This is a genomic window from Pseudomonas sp. A1230 (assembly GCF_044218825.1).
GTDB lineage: Bacteria > Pseudomonadota > Gammaproteobacteria > Pseudomonadales > Pseudomonadaceae > Aquipseudomonas > Aquipseudomonas iridis.
In genome coordinates this window covers 5,840,115-5,862,213 of the sequence record NZ_CP162582.1, presented here as the reverse complement: position 1 = coordinate 5,862,213, position 22,099 = coordinate 5,840,115, and the positions used below count along the sequence as shown (strand labels likewise).

The window sequence follows — 22,099 nt, the reverse complement described above, 5'->3', positions numbered from 1 at the left end:
CGCGGTATTATGCCTGCTTTGTCCGGCGGCATGAAAAGACTGCCCGTCGGAACGGCATGTTTAGAGGAATATAGATGTCACCTTGGCTGACGGTTGTGGGAATCGGTGAAGACGGCTTCAAGGGCCTGGGCAAAAACGCCCGGCGTGCCCTGATGGGCGCCTCGCGGATCGTCGGCGGTCAGCGCCAACTGGACTTGTTGCCGCTGTGCATTGGCGGCGAGCGGCAGTTGTGGCCGAGCCCCTTTTCGCTGGCGCCGGTGCTTGAGCAGCGCAGTGCAGCGGTGTGCGTACTGGCCAGCGGTGACCCGATGTTCTACGGCGTCGGCGCCAGCCTCGCGCGACAACTGCCGAGCGACGAGATGCTGATCCTGCCCGCGCCATCCTCCTGCTCGCTGGCCGCCGCCCGCCTCGGCTGGCCATTACAAGACGTCGTGACGCTGTCGCTGGTCGCCCGTCCGCTGGCCGCGCTCAATGCGCAGTTGTTCAGCGGCGTGCGTCTGTTGCTGCTGAGCAATGACGGCGCCAGTCCCGCGGCCGTCGCGCAATTGCTGCGTGAACGCGGCTTTGGTTCGAGCCGCATAAGCGTGCTGGAACATCTGGGCGGCGACGCCGAGCGGCGCATCGACGGCAGCGCCAATGACTGGTGCGACCCGCCGATTGCCGATCTGAACGTGATCGCCATCGAATGCCGCGCCAACGCCGACACCCCACGGCTGTCGCGTCTCGCCGGTTTGCCCGACTCGGCATTCCAGCATGACGGTCAACTGACCAAACGCGACGTGCGCGCGATCACCCTCGCCCGCCTCGCCCCGACTCCCGGCGAACTGCTGTGGGATGTCGGCGCGGGCAGTGGTTCGATTGGCATCGAGTGGATGCGTGCTCACCCAAGCTGCCGCACGTTGGCCATCGAAGCCGATGACGGCCGTCAGCAGTTGATCGAACACAACCGCGATGCGCTGGGTGTGCCGGGGCTGCAATTGATTCGTGGCAAAGCACCGCAGGCATTGGCGGGACTGGAGCGACCGGACGCCATTTTCATCGGCGGTGGCGTGACCCGCGACGGTGTGTTCGAGGCCTGCTGGGAGCAACTCAAACCCGGCGGTCGACTGGTCGCCAACGCGGTCACCCTGCAAAGCGAAGTCACCCTGATGCACTGGCGCGAACGCTACGGCGGCGAGCTGACGCGCATCCACGTCGCTCAGGCGCAACCGCTCGGCGAGTTCGATACCTGGCGTCAGGCGCTGCCGATCACCTTGCTCGATCTGGTCAAACCTTTCGATGCGTGACGAAACCGCCGAACAACCCGCGCCCCTGCGCAGCGGCCTGACCACCGGCAGCTGCGCCACCGCCACCAGCCTCGCCGCCGCCCGCCTGCTGCTTGGCGGAGCCTGCGCCGATGCCGTGCAAATCATCTTGCCCAAGGGCAAACAGGTGCAGATGCGGCTGGAGTTCTGCCGATTGACCGACGATGGCGCCGAAGCCGGGACGATCAAGGACGCCGGCGACGACCCGGACGTGACCCACGGCGCCTTGCTCTATTCGCGGGTGCGGCTGTTGGCCGAACCGGGGATTCGCTTCAATGCCGGTGCGGGCGTTGGCACCGTGACCCGGCCGGGACTTGTGCTGGCCGTGGGGGAGCCGGCGATCAATCCGGTGCCGCGCAAGATGATCAGCGACCACTTGAGCCTGCTCGCGGCCGAGACCGGTTATGCCGGTGGCTTCGAGGTCACCGTCAACGTCGAGGGCGGCGAAGCCCTCGCGCTGAAGACCATGAACCCGCGCCTGGGGATTCTCGGCGGCTTGTCGATCCTCGGCACCAGCGGCATCGTCCGGCCATTTTCCTGCGCGGCGTATATCGCCTCCATTCATCAAGGCATCGACGTCGCCAAGACCAACGGCTATCTGCACATCGCCGCCTGCACCGGCAACGCCAGCGAAGACACCATGCGCCGGGTGTACAACCTGCCGGAAATCGCCCTGATCGAAATGGGCGACTTCGTCGGCGCGGTGCTCAAGCATTTGCGCAAAGTGCCTGTGGATAAACTCAGCCTGTGCGGCGGTTTCGGCAAGATCAGCAAACTGGCGGCCGGGCACATGGATCTGCACTCACGCCATTCCAGCATTGACCTGCCGCAACTGGCCGACTGGGCGGCGGCAATCGGCGCCGATGAGACTTTGCAGCAGAATATTCGTGAGGCAAACACCAGCCAGCAGGCGCTGGCGATGGCCAGTGCCGTGGGCATCGCACTGGGCGATGAGGTGTGTCGTCACGCGTTGGAGTTTGCTCGCAGCGTGGTGCCGGCGCAGGTGCAGGTCGAGGTGTTTGCGATAGATCGTCAGGGTGGCGTCGTTGGCCATGCCGGAGGTTTTGCATGAAACGGATTCTGTTGTTGGGCGGCGTGACTGAGGCGCTGGCGATTGCCCGTACTCTCGACCCGCAACATATTTACAGCCTGGCCGGGGTTGGTCGTGTGCCAACTGATCTGCGCTGTCAGGTCCGCGTCGGTGGCTACGGTGGCGCTGAAGGTCTGGCGCAGTTCATTCGGGATGAAGGCGTTGATCTGCTACTCGACGCCACCCATCCCTACGCCGCACAAATCAGCCAGAACGCCGCCACCGCCGCGCAACAGACCGGCATCCCCTGCTGGGCCCTGCGCCGTCCGGCGTGGCAGCCGCAGCCCGGTGATGACTGGCGTGAAGTCAGCGACTGGGCCGAACTGATCGACGCCCTCAAACCGTTTCGCCGCCCCCTGTTCACCTTGGGCCGCGAACCGTTGCAACACCTCGACGAAATCCCCGCCAAACAATTCTGGACCCTGCGCGCCCTCGACGTTTATCCCGGTAACGAACGCTGCGAAGTCATCGGCGCACGTGGGCCGTTTGTGCTGGAGGATGAACGGGCGCTGTTCGAGCGGCGCCAGATTGATGTGCTGATCAGCAAGAACAGCGGCAGTACGGCGACCGAACCGAAGCTGGAAGTGGCTCGGGAGCGTGGGGTGCCGGTGATTGTGTTGAAGCGGCCGGAGTTGCCGGGGGTTGATCGGGAGTTTGCCTCGGTCGACGAAGTCATCACCGCCCTAGCGACCTTCAACCGTATTTAAATAGATCGCGACCGAGTAGCGCTCCGAGACGTCATGCAGATCATTCGCGCACGAATAGAAAGCGACTCGGATTTCGCCCAGGCAATGCGAATCGAAGCCGCTACACTCATTTGTAACGGCGAAATCGAGCTGGGCCGCAGACTTCTCAAACTCTTGCAGGAAGCTCTGCGACACCAAACCGCACGACGCTTTTTTACTTATCGGCCCTGATCAGGCTAAATAGCCACGCCTGATCGCCCACCCTATGGATCTGTCCCATGAACCGACAACGGCTCGCGCTTGCCTGGATTGCCTGCTTTGCAGTGCTGTTCAACATGCTTGCCATGCCGATGACGGGAGCGATGGCACAGGCGGCCAATTCACCGGCCGAGCAATTGTTGTGGAGCAGTTTCTGCGCTGGCAGCGGGACGAAAATGGTGGCGATCAACATCGGCACCACCGATCAGCAAGCCCCGCCGAATGACACCCATTCCAACATGCAGCATTGCTGGTGTTGCTCGGGCTCGGCGCCGCTGGTTGCGCTGCCGGGGCATGCACCGCAGCTGTATTTCGCGCGTTTCGAAAGCAATCGCAGTGTGGCACCCGTCTCATTGCAAGCCCCCACGCCGCGCCAGCAATGGCCGAGCCTGAACCCCCGAGCCTCCCCTCTGGTTTGATTTGTTCGCGCAATTAATCTGCGTTTCAAATCGTTCTGGAGAACTGCCATGTTGAACAAATTCATCGTCATCGCTGCGCTGTTGCTGTCTGCGTGCTTCGCCCATGCCCACGAATACAAGGCCGGCGAGCTTGAAATTGCCCACCCGTGGTCACAGGAATTACCGCCCAATGCACCCACGGTTGCGGCGTATTTCGTGATTCACAACAACGGTAAAACCGCCGACCGCTTGCTCAGTGTCGACTCGCCCATCGCCCCCGAAGCACAGCTGCATGAGCATGTGATGCAGGGCGATCTGATGAAGATGCAGCAGGTGCCGAGTGTCGATATTCCTGCAGGCGGCAACGTGACCTTCGCGCCAATGGCCTATCACGTCATGCTGCTCAACCCGACGGACCGCAGCCTGCTCAGCGACGGCAAACGCTTCCCGTTGACCATGCACTTCGAGAAAGCCGGGGACGTCACCGTCGAAGTCGCCGTGCAGAAGAAACCGCCGGAAGCTACAAAGGCCCACGCGCACGCTCAGTAATCAGCCCGGCTGATCCTGCCCATGCGCCCGCCTCGCGCCAGGTCCATCGACAACCGCCGTCAGCACGGCAGTTGGATCGCCCTGTTCGCCATGTTGATGATCTTCATCGGCCCACTGATTTCTCAGTCGATGCCGATGAATCAGCACGCCTCGACATCCACGCCAATGAGCATGGACATGTCGATGGACATGCCCGGCATGGATCACGCCGGGCATGGCGCAAAACCCTCCGCCGAACATTGCCCGCCACAATCCTCGCAGCATGTGCTGTGGGAAAAATGCGGCTATTGCAGCCTGCTGTTCAATTGCCCGGCACTGACCGGCGGCGGCGATTTCGTTGCCTTCAATATCCTGCCGCTGAGCACCTTCACTTCACCCTCACCACGCCTGGGTCATGCCCGGCCAACCTTCTTTCCCGGCGCCCGCCCCCGCGCCCCGCCCGTCACAGCGTAAACACGCACCTTTGATTGCACACGGTTGAGAAGACAGCCTCAGGCTGCCGGCCGTGTCGTTTACGACTGTTTGATGGAAATTGTCATGTCCAGGTTTTCTGCTGTTCCCCGCTCGGGCTCTGCCCAGGCGTCCTTCGCTTTGAACGAATCGCGCATTCGTTTCAGGCACGCTATCGCCGTCCTTTGCGGCATCCTGCTGTCCCCGCTGGTGCTGGCCGATGATCACGCCGATCACCGTGAAGAACTGAGCCCGACGGTGATTACCGCCATCGCCCCAAGCTCACCGCTGACCATCGTCACCAACCCCAAAGACCCGCGCCAGCCAGTGCCGGCCAGCGATGGCGGCGACTACCTGAAGACCATTCCCGGCTTTGCACTGGTGCGCAACGGTGGCACCAACGGTGATCCGGTACTGCGTGGCATGTTCGGGTCGCGCCTGAATATTCTTACCAACGGCAGCATGATGCTCGGCGCCTGCCCAGGCCGGATGGACGCGCCGACCTCGTACATCTCGCCGGAAACCTACGACAAACTCACGGTGATCAAAGGCCCGCAAACCGTGCTCTACGGCCCGGGCGCCTCGGCCGGGACCGTGCTGTTCGACCGTGAACCGGAAAGCTTCGGCGAACTTGGCACGCGGGTGAACGCCAGCATTCTGGCCGGCTCCCACGGACGCTTCGACAAAGTCGTCGACGCCGCTGCCGGCGGGCCGCTGGGCTACGTTCGGGTGATCGGCAACACCGCGCACTCCGACGACTACCGCGACGGCAACAACGACATCGTCGCCTCGCGCTACGACAAGTGGAACGGCGATGTCGCCGTGGGCTGGACGCCGGACGCCGACACCCTGATCGAGCTCACTGCCGGCAAGGGTGATGGTGAAGCCCGCTACGCCGGACGCGGCATGGACGGTTCACAGTTCCTGCGTGAAAGCCTCGGCCTGCGTATCGAAAAATCCAACATCACCGACGTGCTGGAGAAGCTGGAAGCGCAGGTCTATTACAACTACGCCGACCATGTGATGGACAACTACACCCTGCGCACCCCGTCCGGCACAGGCATGATGGCGGGGCCAATGGCATCCAATGTCGACCGCCGCACCCTTGGCGCACGGGTCAAAGCAACGTGGCGCTGGGCGGACATTCAACTGATCACCGGTCTCGACGCGCAGACCAACGAACACCGCCAGCGCAGCGGCATGGGCATCGACACCTACAAGGATCAGCCCTACACCAAGGACGCCGACTTCCATAACTACGGCGTGTTCAGCGAAATGACCTGGTACGCCGCCGACCGTGATCGGCTGATCACCGGCGCCCGCGTTGACCGTGCATCGGCCAAGGATTACCGCCAGACCAGCGGTTCGGGAATGATGGCCCGGCCCAATCCGACCGCCGATGACACCCGCTCCGACACCTTGCCGAGCGGCTTCGTGCGCTACGAGCATGATCTGGCCGACAGCCCGACCACGCTCTACGCCGGGATTGGCCACGCGCAGCGCTTCCCGGATTACTGGGAGCTGTTTTCGCCGAAATCCGGACCTGCCGGCTCGGTCAATGCGTTCGACTCGATCAAACCGGAAAAGACCACCCAGCTGGATTTCGGCGTGAACTACAAGAGTGCCGATCTTGAGGCCTGGGCCTCTGGGTACATCGGCGTGGTGCGCGACTACATCCTCTTCGACTACACCCCGGGAATGATGGGCATGAGCACTTCGCGCGCCGAGAACATCGACGCGCGGATCATGGGCGGTGAACTTGGCGCCGCGTACAACCTCACCGACCACTGGAAGGCCGATGCGACCCTGGCTTACGCCTGGGGCAAGAACAGCAGCGACGGTTCGGCCCTGCCACAAATGCCGCCGCTGGACGCACGTTTGGGCCTGACCTATAGCGAAAACAACTGGAGCGCCGGCGCACTGTGGAGGGTGGTTGCTGCGCAAAACCGTATCGATCAGAACAAGGGCAACGTGGTCGGCAAGGATTACGACAAGAGTTCGGGCTTCGGCGTGTTCTCGCTCAACGGTGCCTACCGGATCAACAAAAACTGGAAGGTCAGCAGCGGCGTCGACAACCTGTTCGGCAAAGCTTACGCCGAACACCTGAACCTGGCGGGCAACGCCGGTTTCGGCTACCCGGCCAACGACCCGCAAGCCATCAATGAGCCGGGGCGCACGCTCTGGACCAAGGTGGACATGAGTTTCTAACAAAAAAATCAAAAGATCGCAGCCTTCGCCAGCTCCTACAGGTTGAACGCTGTCCCCATGTAGGAGCTGGCGCAGCCTGCGATCTTTTGATCTTGAAAAATGATTCGCCAAGCGGAGCAAACGTGATGCAAAAGCCCAAACCGAATTTCTACAGCCTGGCCTGGCGTTGGCATTTTTATGCCGGATTGTTCGTCGCGCCATTCATGGTGATGCTGGCCCTGACCGGCATCATTTACCTGTTCAAACCGCAACTCGATTCGCTGATGTACAGCAGTCTGCTCAACGTCCCGGCCGGTCATCACACCGTGCCCGCCGATGACCTGCTGCAGCGGGTCAAAAGTGCTTATCCCCAAGGCCAGATCACCCAGTACCTGCCACCGGTGAACCCCGAGCGCAGCGCGCAATTTGTCGTGACCAATGCCGGGCAGGAGCTGAACGTATTCGTCGATCCGTACCACGGCGACATCCTCGGCGAACAGGATGCCAAGCAGAATCTGCAAGCCATCGCCCGCGCCATCCACGGCGAGTTGATGATTGGCACCGTCGGTGACCGACTCATCGAGATGGCCGCCGGTTGGGGCGTGGTGCTGGTGGTGTCGGGGCTTTTCCTGTGGTGGCCGCGCGGTCAGGCTGCGGGGATTCTGTGGCCACGCCTGAACAGTCGCGGCCGCGTGTTGTGGCGTGATCTGCATGCGGTCACCGGGTTCTGGGGCGCGACATTGCTGCTGGTGATGCTGCTCAGCGGCATGACCTGGACCGGTTTCTGGGGCAAGCAATACGCGCAGGTGTGGAACGTGTTCCCGGCGGCGATGTGGGAAAACGTGCCGACCTCCGACGTCGAGGCCCGCAGCCTCAACAGCGCCACGCGCCAGACCGTGCCATGGGCGATGGAAAACACGCCGATGCCAATGTCCGGCGACCACGCCGAACACATGGCCCACGGCGCTGCCCCGGCCGGCCCGGCCGCGCCGAGCATCAGCCTGCAAGATGTGCAGAACATCGCCTCTGAACGCAAAGTCGAACCGGGCTACAGCATCACCCTGCCCACCACCGCGACCGGTGTGTTCACCATCGCCGTGTTTGCCGACGACCCACGCAACGACGCCACGCTGCATGTCGATCAGTACACCGGCAAGGTGCTCGCCGACGTGCGTTTCGAGCATTACGACACGGTCGCGCGAGCCACGGAAATCGGCGTGATGCTGCACGAAGGCAAGATGTTCGGCACCTTCAACCAGATCGTCGTGCTGCTGATCTGCCTGATGATTCTGCTCAGCGCCGTCAGCGGCGTGGTGATCTGGTGGAAGCGTCGCCCACAGGGCAAGTTCGGCGTGCCACCGCTGCGTCATGACCTGCCGAAATGGAAAACCGGCGTGGTGATCATGCTTGCGCTGGCGGTGATCTTTCCGCTGGTGGGGGCTTCGCTGGTGGTGGTGTGGTTGCTGGATAAGTTTTTTATCGCACGGCTCAGTCAGCAAACCGCGGATTCGGTTAACTGACCGTTCTCTGACCCTCTCCCTGATGGCGTTGCCATTGGCGGCGATTGTTTGATCCTGACGCTGAATCAAACAATCGCAACTTGTGGCAGCCCATCAGAGATTCAGCATTGCACGCTCAGCCGTAATCAGAGTTCGTCATGGCTGCGGGTCAGTCCGGCGCTCGGCGGTTGCTGGCGATGGGTTCTCCAGTGGTTTGCGATGCGACCGGTCTGCCTCCAGTAATAGCCTGCTACCAGTACCCTTAATTCGCCAAGTTCGCTGAGCCTGGAAATGAATTCGCCGGGGCTCAATCGACTGATCCACCGCCCGCCTTCGAATGCCACCGTTCGGGTCAACAGCAGATCTCGCTCCTCGTCCTTATAGACGGGGGTGTATTTGAGCAGCACACCGCCAGGGCTTGAATAGTAGTAATCCAGAATCGCAAAACCCTGTTTTTTCAATTCATGCGTATGCGCGTACAAGAGGGCGGGCGCGGCGAAATTCGCATGGACTTCGTCAGCGTCACCGCCGAGTGTGGTGTTCCCTGACAGATGGAACTGGTGGCTGGCGACAAAGGTATAGCCTGCAGGATAGCGTGGTGCCGGATTGCGCAAATTGGTCGCCGGATCGCCGGGAGCGCGGAATATCCGGCTCAGCGGACTGTCCTCATTAGCCGAGTAAGCAATCGGTTCCAGCGGGACAAACCGGTTGGCCGCAGACGTTCCGAGAATCGCCCCCTCGTAACCGATACCCAAGACCGGCTCGTGGCTCGCTTTCGTGCCTGCATGGCGTGCGGCGTCATCGGCATGATGAAAAATCGGCCCCAGCGCCGGAGAGTGGTTGCCTATCCATCTATCAGCGCTGGACACGTCGCTCATGCGAGGCTGCCAGTCATCACCCAGTACGCCATGGCGTGACCAGTGTTCACTGGTTTCGATAACCTCCAGCGTACCGGCCCTGGCCATGCGCCGAACGTAATCGGTGAAATTGAATGTCCCGCTGGCAATGTCACGCTCATCGTTCGCGGCTTGTTCCGGCGTAGCAAACGAGTTGGGCCGCAATTCAATCTGGCCGAGCCGGTCGAAGAAGGTTCCGGGCTCGTACGAATGCAGTGACAGCTTGAGCAGCGCGCCATCGGCGCAGGAGAAGTAAACGGGTTTGTACCCATGGGGAGCGTCGGCCCTGGCGCGTGCCTGCTGCACGTCAGTGGGCATGACGAATACATGCCGGACGTCATCAAGACCCGAGCCCAGAGGTGGCAGCGATGCGCGAATACAGATCGAGTCCAGCTCAAAACCGGCAGGCAGCTGGCCGTTCTGGAATACCCGATCCAGCGCTAACGACGAACGTTGAACCTCGACGGGCACACTGGCCATGAACGAGCCTTCCGCGGAACGGAGGATGAAGCCAAAGGTCTGGTTGTTTCGGCTCAGCCCGGCTTCATGAACGTAGCGGGCGGCTGCATCTGCCTGGATGAACAGCGGACTGCATACCGGCGCGTTCAGGGCTTTGCGGTACTGCGTCGGCGCAAGCGAATCTGCGGAAAATGCCGTCCAATGGGTCACGGCTCGTGGAGCACCCCATAACTGACTGCCGACGATGACTCGCAGATTGCCGGCCTTGGCCAATGAGTCGATCCAATCTCCCGGTTTCAATTCTCCGGTGCGGATGAACTGTTTGATTGCCTTGGCGTCGAGATCGGCGGGCAGCCCCTTGTAGTCTTTCAACAAACTGGCGATATGCGCGCGAACGCGATCGAGTACTCCGCACTGGTAGCAAACGAGCGAACCGTCGGGGTTGAACAGGTACTCGTCCAGTGCGTCGGTCGAAGCCTGCGTGAGCGCCGTGAAGAGGGTATCCACCGATAGCATGTTCAGATACGCCTGTTTCTCGACTGACGAAAGCAAGACTGACACGCCCCTGCCGATGCGGGATCGATATCGCGCCATGACCTGGCAGCCGGCGGGAAACAGCCCCGTGGTCTTGCTGCTTTCGGGGTAGATCTCAGTAACGTCGAAATCCTCTCGGGAAACTTCGATCGGTACAGTGGCCACGTATAACCCATCAGGTCTTTTCAGGATCAGGCCGCCGTGGGTCTTTTTCGCAAAAGCGGGTATTTGCGAGCGGGCATGGACTGCCGCGTCGCCTGGGCTCTGAAAAACCGGGCCGAGCCACCGCCGCTCAAGATTCATCCAGGGCCTCCAGTCTGCATCAACGCGGCCCGCTCCATTCCAGCAAAGGCTCGTACGAAGCACGTTGAGTTGGCCACTGCCGGCAACAATCCGGACAAACTCCTCGGGCAGCAACTTGCCCTGCTTCAGATTTCTATTGATGAATTCCAGGGTCAGGTCGAGATTCGGTGCGGCGGCGTCGAACAGCCGACTGCTACTGCTTCGTTCATATTTCAGCAAGGCGCCGTCCTGGGTCGACATATACAGAGGGATGCCTTTATTGGACTCCACCACGGAACGGCGTTGGGTGTAATACGTTGCGATGGCGATGTCTTCTGGCGGGATGAAGTACTGCGCCAACCAGGAGCGGGGATCGCTCAGCGAATGTTTCACTCGCTGGCGCGAATAAAAAAACGCGTGCCGATCGAAGCCTTCGGGGAACTGGTACCACGGCGGTGCCAGTTGTCGAGCAAACATGCTTTGTAGCTGGAACACGTTGTTTCTGGACTCGCCGACGGGAAACATCTCCGTGGCGACGTATTCCTCGCGATCCTTGTGCTTGAGGATAAATCCGAACCAGGCACGCTCGGAGTCATGCAGACGCGTGTCACGAGCATAGCGTTCCTGCGCGGCCTCATCGGCCGACGCCCAGACCGCGCCGAAGGCGACGTGCTCGGGACGCTTCCACGCCCAAGGCGCGGCAGGCGAAATCCAGTCAGGCGTTATCTGCCCTCGCTCTCCCCATAGCTCACTGTTGAGCAGTACCGTCAAGCGACCGGCCGACGCTTGCTCCTTGATGAACGCCTGCGGCAGGGTTTCGCCAGTCGCCAGCGAACGGGCCAGTGCACCGGGATGTTTTGCAGTGCCCAAACGTCGGGCCAGGTCCTGGGCCATTGCGGTCTGGTCGGGCACGAACATGACCAGTCCATTCTGCGCGGCGGACACATACAGCGGGATGTTATCCAGAAAGACCTGTCGCGCTTCCTCGACGCTGACCATTTGCAGACTCAAAGCAGCATCCTGCCGGCTCCATCGGCGTACCAGCAAATCCGTGGGTTCAAGCTGCGAGAGTGCTTTGTGAGACACATAACGGGCATACAGAACATGATCGTCAGGGAAAACCGGATTGCCCTTGGTGTCGCAGGGATAAAGCTCACCGCGGCTGATGACAGCGATGTCACCTTCGAGCGGCTCGGTCACCACGAAGCGTTTGTCTTCGCGCTGAAAAACATAGCCTGCGTACGTGTGCTCGCGCCGCTGGCCAATCTGCTCATGGGCATATCTAACGGCGTCGTCGGCCGTTAAAAATGCACGGCTCAATATTGGCCAGGAGAAGTTCGCAAACGGCGTCCAGTCGATATCCACTGGACCGAGCCGCGCCCACAGGGCACTTCCGCGCAACACCTGCAGGCGTCCGGCGAGAATCACGAAAGAGACGAACTCCCGCGTGCGCAAAGAGCCACTGCGAAGTCTGGCTTGCAGGCCCGCCCCGTCAGTCCCCTTGACGCCAAGCGCGGTCTCGACCTGACTGCCGCTGAAGGTGTACTTCAACAACGCGTCATCTTTTGCCTGCATGTACAGCGACAGAGGTTGGCCCGACGCGGCCAATCGTTCGGCCTTGGCGCGGCTGGCGATGGCATCGGCCATCTCCTGCGGGGTGAAGAAATTCTCGTAGAGCCATTGCTGGGAAGGCGGAAACTCCTCGGGACGGGGACGTGAAGCGAAGTAAAAACCCTCCAGCGCATAGCCTTTGGGTAGCTTTAATTGCCCGTCGGATCCGGGAGGGAACCAATTTTCCGGATCCCACGCCGCCAGCCCCGCCGGACGCGGATGGGTCGCCACGTATTTTTCCTCTGTCAGGCTCTTGAGCACCAGACCTGAAGTCTGTGCGTCAACAGTCTTGAGCGCGGCACGAACCGCCCCTTCGGCACTGACACAAACCCGGGTCATGAGGGGAAAGTCCGACACTGTCCCTCCAGAAAAGGACTGCCCGGCTTTCCAGTCCGCTGGCACGCGGCCGACGGAATTGCCCCAGTCTGCATTCGAGGCAATGACCTTGAGCTCCCCCACCGATGCAACCTTGTTGATGATACTCATCACGTCATAGGTACCCACCGGATTGCCGGTGGGCGAACCCGCCCGACGCCAAAGGTAGTAACTGTGCTCAGCGCTCGAGCCGCTGGGGGAATACTTGAGCAACGTCCCGTCGGGACCGGAGAGGTAGGCGGCGGGAAAGAAATCCCGTGCAGCCACATCAGCCACAAAATCGAGATCAGAAAAAAAGCTGATGAATAACCTGACCAGCAATTCGTCCCACTTCGGATTGTGCTCGCGGATCTTGTCGTGAAGCGCCGCGTGGCAATGCAAATTCGCGACACATTTATAACCGTTGGGATGAACGTAACTTCCCTTTGCGTCGACTTCGATAACAGTGCCGAAATCGAAACGGGTAACCTCCCCCGCGATCGGCACAGTGGCGACAAATCCGCCATCGGGTCGCTGCAGGATTACGCTGCCATATTCCCTGTCCGGCTTGAGTGGAATTTTGCGGTGAGCCCAATAAGCGGCATCTTCCTGCGTTAAAAAAGCCGGGCCCACTTGCGGTAACTTCGGCTTTCCGGGGGGATTGGCGGCACGGTCGATCCGGCCTGGTACATCGTCCATGATAAAAATCCTGCGAGTAAAAATCGGGATATCGAATCAGTGACTGTGCGCGCACGCCCCTCGTGATTTGCATTACATAATTATTGGTTGTGTAACCATTCTTGTGCGTGAGGCCTTTTCTTACGCACAGCACCATTTGCGCGCAAGGCCCTGCACTCGCGTGGCCATCCTGCCTGTTTTTAGTGCGGCGTCCGCCGGCTTACGGGCCTGCATCCTCAAGATCACGCCATTCCCTTTTTGGGCACAGCCCTTGCAAAACACCCTTCAGTCGTCCGCATCTGCCAACCATAAAAAACTTTAACGTTCATGGAGATCGCACAATGAAGCGTCGCAGTTTGATCAAGGCTTTCACACTCACGGCATCCATTGCCGCGATGGGCATGACCTGGACTGTCCAGGCAGCCGAGACCATCAAGGTCGGGATTCTGCATTCGTTGTCCGGGACCATGGCGATCTCCGAAACGTCGCTCAAAGACATGGCGCTGATGACCATCGACGAGATCAACGCCAAGGGCGGCGTGAACGGCAAGATGCTCGAACCGGTGGTGGTCGACCCGGCCTCGAACTGGCCGCTGTTTGCGGAAAAGGGCCGACAGTTGCTGACCCAGGACAAGGTCGCCGTAGTGTTCGGCTGCTGGACCTCGGTGTCGCGTAAATCGGTGCTGCCGGTGTTCGAAGAACTCAACGGTCTGCTGTTCTACCCGGTGCAATACGAAGGCGAAGAGATGTCGCCGAACGTGTTCTACACCGGCGCCGCGCCGAACCAGCAGGCCATCCCCGCTGTTGAATATCTGATGAGCGAAGAAGGTGGCAGCGCCAAGCGCTACTTCCTGCTCGGCACCGACTACGTCTACCCGCGAACCACCAACAAGATCCTGCGTTCGTTCCTGCACTCCAAAGGCGTCGCCGACAAGGACATCGAAGAGGTCTACACCCCGTTCGGTCACAGCGACTATCAAACCATTGTTGCCAACATCAAGAAATTCTCGGCCGGCGGCAAGACTGCGGTGATCTCGACCGTCAACGGCGACTCCAACGTGCCGTTCTATAAAGAACTGGCCAACCAGGGCCTGAAAGCTACCGATGTACCGGTGGTGGCGTTCTCGGTAGGCGAAGAAGAATTGCGCGGTATCGACACCAAACCGCTGGTGGGCAACCTCGCCGCGTGGAACTACTTCGAGTCGGTGGAGAACCCGGCGAACAAGAAATTCGTCGCCGACTGGAAAGCCTACGCGAAGAAACACAACCTGCCGGGCGCTGACAAAGCGGTGACCAACGACCCGATGGAAGCCACTTACGTCGGCATCCACATGTGGGCGCAGGCCGCAGAGAAAGCCAAATCCACCGACGTCGACAAAGTCCGCGAAGCCCTCGCCGGCCAGACTTTTGCCGCACCGTCGGGCTACACCCTGACCATGGACAAGACCAATCACCACCTGCACAAGCCGGTGATGATCGGCGAGATTCAGGCCGACGGTCAGTTCAACGTGGTGTGGCAGACCGAGGGACCGATTCGGGCGCAACCGTGGAGTCCGTTTATCGATGGCAACGACAAGAAGCCGGATTATGCGGTGAAGAGCAACTGAGTCACTGGATGTCGGTCTTGCGCCTGACGCAAGGCTGACGCAATTCCCTGTGGGAGCGAGCCTGCTCGCGAAGACGTCGGCACATCCAACATTGATGTGACTGACAGAACGCTTTCGCGAGCAGGCTCGCTCCCACAATGTCCGCGTCAAGGCGACTGACTATGCCCACTGCCCTCTACCGATTCATCTGTGCCATCGCACTGCTGTTGCCGATGGCTGCCTTTGCCGGCGACGCCGAAGACTTCGTCGCCGCCAATCCCATGCAACAAGCCAAACTGCTGGAAACCTGGGCCGCGCAGCCCGACCCGGCCCGTATCGAACTGATCAACGCACTGCAACAAGGCGAGTTGACCGTCGACGGCCAACCGAAAACCCTGCGCCTGAACAATCGCCTGCGGGGTCTGATCGACACCGCTCTGGCCAGCCACCAATTGCTCGCCGCCGACGCCAAAATCCGTCTGAGCGCCGCGCAGCAATTGCAGAAAAGCGCCAAACCGGCGCAGCTGAAATTCCTCGACCAGCAACTGGCTGGCGAAAAAGATGAAAGTGTCCACGCGGCCCTGAGCCTGGCGCTGGCCAACCTGCAACTGGTCGACAGTGATCCGGCAGTGCGACTCGCCGCAGTGCGTCTGCTCGGTGAAACCGGCGACCCACTGGCGCGTACTCGCCTCGAAGGTTTACTCGAACCCGGCGTCGAAACCGATGCCGGCGTGCGCACCGCCGCGGAAACCAGCCTCGCCCAGGTCAAACGCAAATTGCTGATCGGCGAAGTGCTCGGACAGGCGTTCAGCGGCATGTCGCTGGGTTCGATTCTGCTGCTTGCGGCACTGGGTCTGGCGATCACGTTCGGCCTGCTCGGCGTGATCAACATGGCCCACGGCGAGATGCTGATGCTCGGCGCCTACTCGACGTATGTGGTGCAGTTGATGTTCCAGCGCTATGCCCCGCAGGCCATCGAGTTCTATCCGCTGATCGCACTGCCGGTGGCGTTTTTCGTCACCGCCGCCATTGGCATGGCGCTGGAGCGCACGGTGATTCGTCACCTCTACGGCCGACCGCTGGAAACCCTGCTCGCCACCTGGGGCATCAGCTTGATGCTGATTCAGTTGGTGCGTTTGCTGTTCGGTGCGCAGAACGTCGAAGTGGCCAACCCCGAGTGGCTGTCCGGCGGGATTCAGGTGCTGCCCAATCTGGTGCTGCCGTACAACCGCATCGTCATCATCGCTTTCGCGTTGTTTGTGGTTGTCCTCACCTGGCTGCTGCTGAACAAGACACGCCTGGGCCTCAACGTCCGCGCGGTCACGCAGAACCGCAACATGGCCGCCTGCTGCGGCGTGCCCACCGGTCGCGTCGACATGCTCGCCTTCGGCCTCGGTTCCGGCATCGCCGGACTCGGCGGCGTGGCGCTGAGCCAGATCGGCAACGTCGGCCCGGATCTGGGCCAGAGCTACATCATCGACTCGTTCCTGGTGGTGGTGCTCGGCGGTGTTGGCCAGTTGGCCGGTAGCGTACTCGCGGCATTCGGCCTGGGCATCGCCAACAAGATTCTTGAACCGCAGATCGGAGCGGTGCTCGGCAAGATCCTGATCCTCGCGTTGATCATTCTGTTCATCCAGAAACGTCCGCAAGGCCTCTTCGCATTGAAAGGACGGGTGATCGACTGATGAACCAGCCCCTGCTCGTTACGGCCACGCAAAAGGCCGGCCCGAAAATCACACTGGCGGTGGGTGGTGTGATCCTCGCACTGCTGATCGCCCTGCCGCTGCTGTCACTGTTATCGCCGGATAACGCACTGCATGTCTCGGCGTACACCCTGACGCTGGTCGGCAAAATCCTCTGCTACGCCATCGTCGCTCTGGCGCTGGATCTGGTCTGGGGGTACGCCGGTTTGCTGTCGCTGGGCCACGGTCTGTTCTTCGCCCTCGGCGGTTATGCGATGGGCATGTACCTGATGCGTCAGGCTGCCGGCGATGGCCTGCCGGCGTTCATGACCTTCCTGTCGTGGAGCGAATTGCCGTGGTACTGGACCGGCACCAGCAGCTTCCTCTGGGCCATGTGTCTGGTGGTGCTGGCGCCGGGATTGCTGGCGCTGGTGTTCGGCTTTTTTGCCTTCCGCTCGCGAATCAAAGGCGTGTATTTCTCGATCATGACCCAGGCCCTGACCTTCGCCGGCATGCTCCTGTTTTTCCGCAACGAGACCGGTTTTGGCGGCAACAACGGCTTCACCAATTTCCGCACGATCCTGGGTTTCGGCATCACTGAACCGGGCACTCGCGCGGTGCTGTTTCTGGCGACGGTTTTGTTGCTGGTGGCGAGTCTGTTTATCGGCTGGCGTCTGGCGCGCAGCAAGTTCGGTCGGGTGCTCACCGCGCTGCGTGATGCGGAAAACCGTCTGATGTTCTGCGGCTATGACCCCCGCGGTTTCAAGCTGTTTGTCTGGGTGTTGAGCGCGGTGCTGTGCGGCTTGGCCGGTGCGTTGTACGTGCCGCAAGTCGGGATCATCAACCCGAGTGAAATGTCGCCGACCAACTCGATTGAAGCGGCAGTGTGGGTCGCCCTCGGCGGACGCGGCACCTTGATCGGCCCGTTGCTGGGCGCTGGCGTGGTCAATGGCATGAAGAGCTGGTTCACCGTGGCGTTCCCTGAATACTGGCTGTTCTTCCTCGGTGCGCTGTTCATCATCGTGACCCTGTATTTGCCCAAAGGCGTGATCGGTCTGCTGAAAAAACGAGGTGAATCATGAGAGTCACAGCCAGCGCAGAATTCATGCTTGAACCCGCCTTCTTTCCCGTCGAGCCGAACAAGGATGCCGGCACCAGCCGCGATTCCATCGGCCTCGGCCAACGCGTCGGCCCGGGCCTCGATACCCGCCATGGCACCATCCTGACCCTGGAAGACATCAGCGTCAGCTTCGATGGCTTTCGCGCACTGAACAATCTCAACCTGTACATCGGCGTCGGCGAATTGCGCTGCATCATCGGCCCCAACGGCGCAGGCAAAACCACGTTGATGGACGTGATCACCGGCAAGACCCGTCCCAGCCACGGCAAAGCCTGGTTCGGCGAAACCCTGGACCTGACACAGATGAGCGAAGTGCAGATCGCTCAGGCCGGCATCGGTCGCAAATTTCAGAAACCCACGGTGTTCGAAGCGCTGAGCGTGTTTGAAAACCTTGAACTGGCGCAGAAAACCGACAAATCGGTGTGGGCCAGTTTGCGTGCGCGCTTGAGCGGCGAACAACGTGATCGCATCAGCGAAGTGCTGGACACCATTCGCCTGACCACCTCGGTCAATCGTCAGGCCGGGTTGTTGTCCCATGGGCAGAAACAGTTTCTGGAAATCGGCATGTTACTGATGCAGGACCCGCAACTGCTGCTGCTCGATGAGCCGGTGGCGGGCATGACCGATGCCGAAACCGAGTTCACGGCAGAACTGTTCAAGCGCCTGGCCGGCAAGCATTCGCTGATGGTGGTGGAGCATGACATGGGGTTTGTCGGCTCGATTGCCGACCACGTGACGGTGTTGCACCAGGGCAGCGTGTTGGCGGAAGGATCGCTTGAGCAGGTGCAGGAAAACGAGCGGGTGATCGAGGTTTACCTCGGCCGCTGAACTGCAAACACTCATCAAAAACTGTGGGAGCTGGCTTGCCAGCGATGAGGCCGGCACATCCAGCATCGATGTCGACTGAACCACCGACATCGCTGGCAAGCCAGCTCCCACAGGGTTCTGTGTAGAACAGAAGGAATTTGGACATGCTGCAAGTCGAAAAGCTGCACCAGTATTACGGTGGTAGTCACATCCTGCGTGGCCTGAGCTTTGACGTGAAGGTCGGCGAAGTTACCTGCCTGCTCGGGCGCAACGGCGTGGGCAAGACCACGCTGCTCAAATGCCTGATGGGCCTGCTGCCGGCGAAAGAAGGCGCGGTAAATTGGGAAGGCAAACCCATCACCACGTTCAAACCGCACCAACGGGTCCACGCCGGAATTGCCTATGTGCCCCAGGGTCGCGAGATTTTCGGCCGGCTGACGGTGGAGGAAAATCTGCTGATGGGCCTCTCGCGGTTTCCCGGCAGCGAAGCCAGGGAAGTTCCTGCGTTCATCTACGAATTGTTTCCGGTGCTGCTGCAGATGAAACAGCGTCGCGGCGGCGACTTGTCCGGCGGGCAGCAACAGCAGCTTGCCATCGGCAGAGCACTGGCCAGCCGTCCGCGCCTGCTGATCCTCGACGAGCCCACCGAAGGCATTCAGCCGTCGGTGATCAAGGAGATCGGTGCGGTGATCAAGAAGCTGGCGGCGCGTGGCGACATGGCGATTCTGCTGGTGGAGCAGTTCTACGATTTCGCCGCGGAGCTGGCCGATCAGTACCTGGTGATGTCCCGGGGCGAGATCGTGCAACAGGGTCGCGGCGAAAATATGGAGGCCGAAGGTGTGCGCGGGCTAGTCACGATTTAACGATACGATCTAACCTGTAGCTTCCTAACGATAATTACAAACCATGAATTTACCCATTTCCACTGCCCTGTTTACCCCGAGCTGGCACGCTGAGCTGGAGCTGGCCTACGCGCGCTTCGGCGATTGCACGCGCCCGGTCATGCGCCGTCACCTCGGCCCGCTGCGGGTGCAAAAGCATCTGTACGCCGAAGGTCCTGAAGTGTGCCAACACATCATCGTCCACCCGCCCGGCGGAATCGCCGGCGGCGATCGGCTGGACATCAGCGCCCGCGTCGAACAACACGCCTGGGCGCAGATCACCAGCCCCGGCGCGGCCAAGTGGTACCGCGCGGCAGGTCCTGCGTATCAGCAGCTGGATTTGAAGGTGGCTGCCGGGGCGACGCTGGAATGGTTGCCGCAAGAGACTATCGTCTACAGCGCCGCGCAGGCTGAACTGACGACGTCGATTGATCTTGAAGGCGATGCGCGGTTGTTCTACTGGGACGTGGTCGCGCTGGGTCGTCCGGCCAGTGGCGAGCGCTTTGATCTGGGCCATTTTCAGAGTCATCTGGATATTCGTCGTGATGGTCGATTGCTCTGGCATGAACGTCAGCGCATTGTCGGCGGTGACGGTTTGCTCGATTCGCCGATCGGGCTGGACGGTAATCCGGTGTTTGCGACGTTGCTGGTGACCGGTGAAATCGATGCTGAATTGCTGGAGCGCTGCCGCTCGTTGGACCACGAAGTACGTGGGGATCTGACGCAGTTGCCGGGGCTATTGGTCGCTCGGTGTCTGGCCAGTGAAGCATTGCTCGCCCGGGCCTGGCTCATCGATTTATGGCGTTTGCTCAGACCCGCCCTGCTGGGTCGCGACGCCCAGCCCCCACGAATCTGGAACACCTGAAATGCATTGCGCATTTGAACCCTGAAATGCAATCCCCCTGTAGGAGCTGTCGAGTGAAACGAGGCTGCGATCCTTTGATCTTGCACTTAAAAACAAAGTCAAAAGATCGCAGCCTTCGGCAGCTCCTACAGTGCGCACGACTTAATATCTTTAACTGCCGAGATTGATTCCAAATGGACCTGACCCCACGCGAAAAAGACAAGCTGCTGATCTTCACCGCCGGCCTCGTCGCCGAGCGGCGTTTGGCTCGCGGCGTGAAGCTCAACTACCCGGAAGCCATGGCTTACATCTCCGCAGCCCTGCTCGAAGGCGCCCGTGACGGCCGCACCGTGGCCGAGCTGATGCACTTCGGCACCACCCTGCTCAGCCGCGACCAAGTAATGGAAGGCATCCCGGAAATGATCCCGGAGATTCAGGTTGAGGCAACGTTCCCCGACGGCACCAAACTGGTCACCGTCCACCAACCGATTGTCTGAGGCCGCGCCATGACTTACGCCATTCGCGATGCCCTCCACGCCGACCTGCCGGCGATCCGCGATATCTACAACGACGCCGTGCTCAACACCACGGCGATCTGGAACGAATCGGCCGTCGACCTCGGCAACCGGCAGGCGTGGTTCGCCGCACGCCAGGCTCAGGCTTACCCGATTCTGGTGATCGTCGACAGCGACAACACGGTGCTCGGCTACGCTTCGTTCGGTGACTGGCGGCCCTTCGACGGCTTCCGCCACACCGTCGAGCATTCGGTTTACGTGCGCAGCGACCAACGCGGCAACGGCCTCGGTCCGCAACTGATGACGGCACTGATCAAACGCGCAAAAACCTGCGGCAAACACGTCATGGTCGCCGCCATCGAAAGCGGCAACGCCGCCTCCATTCGATTGCACGAGCGCGCCGGTTTCCTCATCACCGGGCAGATGCCGCAAGTCGGTACCAAGTTCGGTCGCTGGCTGGACCTGACCTTCATGCAACTGACCCTCAACCCTGGCGCGGAGCCGCCCGACACCAACAAGGAGTGACACCGATGAACGCCGCCCAACTGCGCCGCGTCAACGCTGAAAGTTTTGCGCATTATCGTCAGGGACTGATCGATCTGCTGCTTGATGCCGTGGGGTATGGCGCCAGTGTCGGCTTCATGGCCGACCTCGATGCCGCGCAGGCCCGAGCCTATTTCGATGAGGTGCAAGACAACGTCAACAAGGGCAGCGTGTTGCTTTGGGTGGTGGTCAACGACGAGCAAGTGCTGGCCAGTGTGCAGTTGGGCCTGTGCCAAAAGGCCAATGGCCTGAACCGCGCCGAAGTGCAGAAATTGTTGGTGCGCGAACACGCCCGTCGTCGCGGCCTCGGTCAGCAATTGATGAGTGCGCTGGAGCTCGAAGCGCCCAAGCACAAGCGCGGCATGCTCTACCTCGATACAGAAGCGGGTTCGCCGGCTGAAGATTTCTATAAAGCCTTGGGTTACACCCGCGCCGGGGCCATCCCCGACTACGCCTGCGACCCGCACGGCACGTATCGACCGACCGCCCTCTATTACAAAATTCTGCAAGGAGCCCAGTGATGATTCCTGGCGAATACCAGATCCAGCCCGGCGACATTGAACTCAACGTCGGCCGCCGCACCCTCAGCCTGAAAGTCGCCAACAGCGGCGATCGGCCAATCCAGGTCGGCTCGCACTATCACTTTTTCGAAACCAACGACGCCCTGACGTTTGATCGCGCGGCCAGCCGTGGCATGCGCCTGAACATCCCGGCGGGCACGGCGGTGCGCTTTGAGCCGGGGCAGAGCCGGGAAGTCGAGCTGGTGGATTACGCCGGGCATCGGCGGGTGTTCGGTTTTGCCGGGCGGATCATGGGTGAACTCTAAAAAGGCAGCTTCAAGCTGCAAGCCGCAAGCTGCAAGAAAAAGCAGTCTTGTGGCGCTTGC

The 22,099-nt window shown here is 60.8% G+C and carries 19 protein-coding genes; 18 read left to right on the top strand and 1 reads right to left on the bottom strand.

What is annotated here, in order from left to right:
* The first annotated feature begins 74 nt into the window (after positions 1 to 74).
* The 8 genes from cbiE (at position 75) to AB4P97_RS27135 (ending at position 8,442) form a co-directional block, all read left to right on the top strand.
* Positions 75 to 1,286, top strand: coding sequence for a precorrin-6y C5,15-methyltransferase (decarboxylating) subunit CbiE (gene cbiE, locus AB4P97_RS27170; protein WP_395601852.1), 1,212 nt, complete (start codon positions 75 to 77; stop codon positions 1,284 to 1,286).
* Positions 1,279 to 2,376 carry a cobalt-precorrin-5B (C(1))-methyltransferase gene (locus tag AB4P97_RS27165; protein WP_395601851.1) on the top strand — a complete coding sequence of 366 codons (1,098 nt, stop codon included), beginning with the start codon at positions 1,279 to 1,281 and terminating at the stop codon, positions 2,374 to 2,376. The genes cbiE and AB4P97_RS27165 overlap by 8 nt, the downstream gene beginning before the upstream one ends.
* Positions 2,373 to 3,101, top strand: a complete 729-nt coding sequence (locus AB4P97_RS27160; protein ID WP_395601850.1) for a cobalt-precorrin-6A reductase — start codon at positions 2,373 to 2,375, stop codon at positions 3,099 to 3,101. The genes AB4P97_RS27165 and AB4P97_RS27160 overlap by 4 nt, the downstream gene beginning before the upstream one ends.
* A gap of 257 nt (positions 3,102 to 3,358) precedes the next feature.
* Positions 3,359 to 3,757 carry a DUF2946 domain-containing protein gene (locus AB4P97_RS27155; RefSeq protein WP_395601849.1) on the top strand — a complete coding sequence of 133 codons (399 nt, stop codon included), beginning with the start codon at positions 3,359 to 3,361 and terminating at the stop codon, positions 3,755 to 3,757.
* 48 nt (positions 3,758 to 3,805) lie between these two features.
* On the top strand, positions 3,806 to 4,285 hold the full coding sequence (locus AB4P97_RS27150) for a copper chaperone PCu(A)C (protein ID WP_395601848.1): 480 nt from the start codon (positions 3,806 to 3,808) through the stop codon (positions 4,283 to 4,285).
* 21 nt (positions 4,286 to 4,306) lie between these two features.
* A complete protein-coding gene (locus AB4P97_RS27145; RefSeq protein WP_395601847.1) occupies positions 4,307 to 4,738 on the top strand; it encodes a DUF2946 domain-containing protein in 432 nt (143 codons plus the stop codon).
* 84 nt (positions 4,739 to 4,822) lie between these two features.
* On the top strand, positions 4,823 to 6,943 hold the full coding sequence (locus AB4P97_RS27140; protein WP_115145906.1) for a TonB-dependent copper receptor: 2,121 nt from the start codon (positions 4,823 to 4,825) through the stop codon (positions 6,941 to 6,943).
* Positions 6,944 to 7,068: 125 nt separating this feature from the next.
* Entirely contained in the window at positions 7,069 to 8,442 is a 1,374-nt protein-coding gene (locus AB4P97_RS27135; RefSeq protein WP_395601846.1) for a PepSY-associated TM helix domain-containing protein, read from the top strand.
* A 125-nt stretch (positions 8,443 to 8,567) separates the two neighbouring features.
* On the opposite strand, the gene AB4P97_RS27130 is transcribed toward AB4P97_RS27135, so the two are convergent.
* A complete protein-coding gene (locus AB4P97_RS27130; protein ID WP_395601845.1) occupies positions 8,568 to 13,256 on the bottom strand; it encodes a DUF4329 domain-containing protein in 4,689 nt (1,562 codons plus the stop codon).
* 320 nt (positions 13,257 to 13,576) lie between these two features.
* On the opposite strand from AB4P97_RS27130, the gene urtA reads away from it, so the two are divergent.
* From urtA to AB4P97_RS27080, 10 genes are all read left to right on the top strand, one after another.
* Positions 13,577 to 14,842 (top strand): urea ABC transporter substrate-binding protein, encoded by a 1,266-nt coding sequence (gene urtA / locus AB4P97_RS27125; RefSeq protein ID WP_042557449.1) that lies wholly within the window; start codon positions 13,577 to 13,579, stop codon positions 14,840 to 14,842.
* A 161-nt stretch (positions 14,843 to 15,003) separates the two neighbouring features.
* On the top strand, positions 15,004 to 16,506 hold the full coding sequence (gene urtB, locus AB4P97_RS27120; RefSeq protein WP_115145909.1) for an urea ABC transporter permease subunit UrtB: 1,503 nt from the start codon (positions 15,004 to 15,006) through the stop codon (positions 16,504 to 16,506).
* The gene (urtC, locus tag AB4P97_RS27115; RefSeq protein ID WP_047299523.1) at positions 16,506 to 17,585 is read left to right on the top strand and encodes an urea ABC transporter permease subunit UrtC; all 1,080 of its coding nucleotides are present in this window, start codon (positions 16,506 to 16,508) and stop codon (positions 17,583 to 17,585) included. Before urtB ends, urtC begins: the two co-directional genes overlap by 1 nt.
* Positions 17,582 to 18,451, top strand: coding sequence for an urea ABC transporter ATP-binding protein UrtD (gene urtD / locus AB4P97_RS27110; protein WP_042557446.1), 870 nt, complete (start codon positions 17,582 to 17,584; stop codon positions 18,449 to 18,451). The genes urtC and urtD overlap by 4 nt, the downstream gene beginning before the upstream one ends.
* A gap of 143 nt (positions 18,452 to 18,594) precedes the next feature.
* Positions 18,595 to 19,293, top strand: a complete 699-nt coding sequence (gene urtE, locus AB4P97_RS27105) for an urea ABC transporter ATP-binding subunit UrtE (RefSeq protein ID WP_042557445.1) — start codon at positions 18,595 to 18,597, stop codon at positions 19,291 to 19,293.
* A 43-nt stretch (positions 19,294 to 19,336) separates the two neighbouring features.
* Complete coding sequence (locus tag AB4P97_RS27100) at positions 19,337 to 20,176, top strand: urease accessory protein UreD (protein ID WP_273876596.1); 840 nt, start codon at positions 19,337 to 19,339, stop codon at positions 20,174 to 20,176.
* A gap of 173 nt (positions 20,177 to 20,349) precedes the next feature.
* Entirely contained in the window at positions 20,350 to 20,652 is a 303-nt protein-coding gene (gene ureA, locus AB4P97_RS27095) for an urease subunit gamma (RefSeq protein ID WP_042557443.1), read from the top strand.
* Between the two features lie 9 nt (positions 20,653 to 20,661).
* Positions 20,662 to 21,195, top strand: coding sequence for a GNAT family N-acetyltransferase (locus AB4P97_RS27090; RefSeq protein WP_210624179.1), 534 nt, complete (start codon positions 20,662 to 20,664; stop codon positions 21,193 to 21,195).
* 5 nt (positions 21,196 to 21,200) lie between these two features.
* Complete coding sequence (locus AB4P97_RS27085) at positions 21,201 to 21,734, top strand: GNAT family N-acetyltransferase (RefSeq protein WP_339480321.1); 534 nt, start codon at positions 21,201 to 21,203, stop codon at positions 21,732 to 21,734.
* Positions 21,734 to 22,039 carry an urease subunit beta gene (locus AB4P97_RS27080; RefSeq protein WP_042557440.1) on the top strand — a complete coding sequence of 102 codons (306 nt, stop codon included), beginning with the start codon at positions 21,734 to 21,736 and terminating at the stop codon, positions 22,037 to 22,039. Before AB4P97_RS27085 ends, AB4P97_RS27080 begins: the two co-directional genes overlap by 1 nt.
* The last annotated feature ends 60 nt before the right edge of the window (positions 22,040 to 22,099 follow it).

Excerpts from the sequence above, each read along its gene's own strand:
- AB4P97_RS27140 (WP_115145906.1), top strand. The coding sequence starts at position 4,823 with ATGTCCAGGTTTTCTGCTGTTCCCCGCTCGGGCTCTGCCCAGGCGTCC.
- AB4P97_RS27090 (WP_210624179.1), top strand. The coding sequence starts at position 20,662 with ATGACTTACGCCATTCGCGATGCCCTCCACGCCGACCTGCCGGCGATC.
- AB4P97_RS27165 (WP_395601851.1), top strand. The coding sequence starts at position 1,279 with ATGCGTGACGAAACCGCCGAACAACCCGCGCCCCTGCGCAGCGGCCTG.
- urtC (WP_047299523.1), top strand. The coding sequence starts at position 16,506 with ATGAACCAGCCCCTGCTCGTTACGGCCACGCAAAAGGCCGGCCCGAAA.
- urtE (WP_042557445.1), top strand. The coding sequence starts at position 18,595 with ATGCTGCAAGTCGAAAAGCTGCACCAGTATTACGGTGGTAGTCACATC.
- urtA (WP_042557449.1), top strand. The coding sequence starts at position 13,577 with ATGAAGCGTCGCAGTTTGATCAAGGCTTTCACACTCACGGCATCCATT.
- urtD (WP_042557446.1), top strand. The coding sequence starts at position 17,582 with ATGAGAGTCACAGCCAGCGCAGAATTCATGCTTGAACCCGCCTTCTTT.
- AB4P97_RS27100 (WP_273876596.1), top strand. The coding sequence starts at position 19,337 with ATGAATTTACCCATTTCCACTGCCCTGTTTACCCCGAGCTGGCACGCT.
- AB4P97_RS27130 (WP_395601845.1), bottom strand. The coding sequence starts at position 13,256 with ATGGACGATGTACCAGGCCGGATCGACCGTGCCGCCAATCCCCCCGGA.
- AB4P97_RS27135 (WP_395601846.1), top strand. The coding sequence starts at position 7,069 with ATGCAAAAGCCCAAACCGAATTTCTACAGCCTGGCCTGGCGTTGGCAT.
- AB4P97_RS27145 (WP_395601847.1), top strand. The coding sequence starts at position 4,307 with ATGCGCCCGCCTCGCGCCAGGTCCATCGACAACCGCCGTCAGCACGGC.
- AB4P97_RS27160 (WP_395601850.1), top strand. The coding sequence starts at position 2,373 with ATGAAACGGATTCTGTTGTTGGGCGGCGTGACTGAGGCGCTGGCGATT.
- AB4P97_RS27085 (WP_339480321.1), top strand. The coding sequence starts at position 21,201 with ATGAACGCCGCCCAACTGCGCCGCGTCAACGCTGAAAGTTTTGCGCAT.
- AB4P97_RS27150 (WP_395601848.1), top strand. The coding sequence starts at position 3,806 with ATGTTGAACAAATTCATCGTCATCGCTGCGCTGTTGCTGTCTGCGTGC.
- urtB (WP_115145909.1), top strand. The coding sequence starts at position 15,004 with ATGCCCACTGCCCTCTACCGATTCATCTGTGCCATCGCACTGCTGTTG.
- cbiE (WP_395601852.1), top strand. The coding sequence starts at position 75 with ATGTCACCTTGGCTGACGGTTGTGGGAATCGGTGAAGACGGCTTCAAG.
- AB4P97_RS27080 (WP_042557440.1), top strand. The coding sequence starts at position 21,734 with ATGATTCCTGGCGAATACCAGATCCAGCCCGGCGACATTGAACTCAAC.
- ureA (WP_042557443.1), top strand. The coding sequence starts at position 20,350 with ATGGACCTGACCCCACGCGAAAAAGACAAGCTGCTGATCTTCACCGCC.
- AB4P97_RS27155 (WP_395601849.1), top strand. The coding sequence starts at position 3,359 with ATGAACCGACAACGGCTCGCGCTTGCCTGGATTGCCTGCTTTGCAGTG.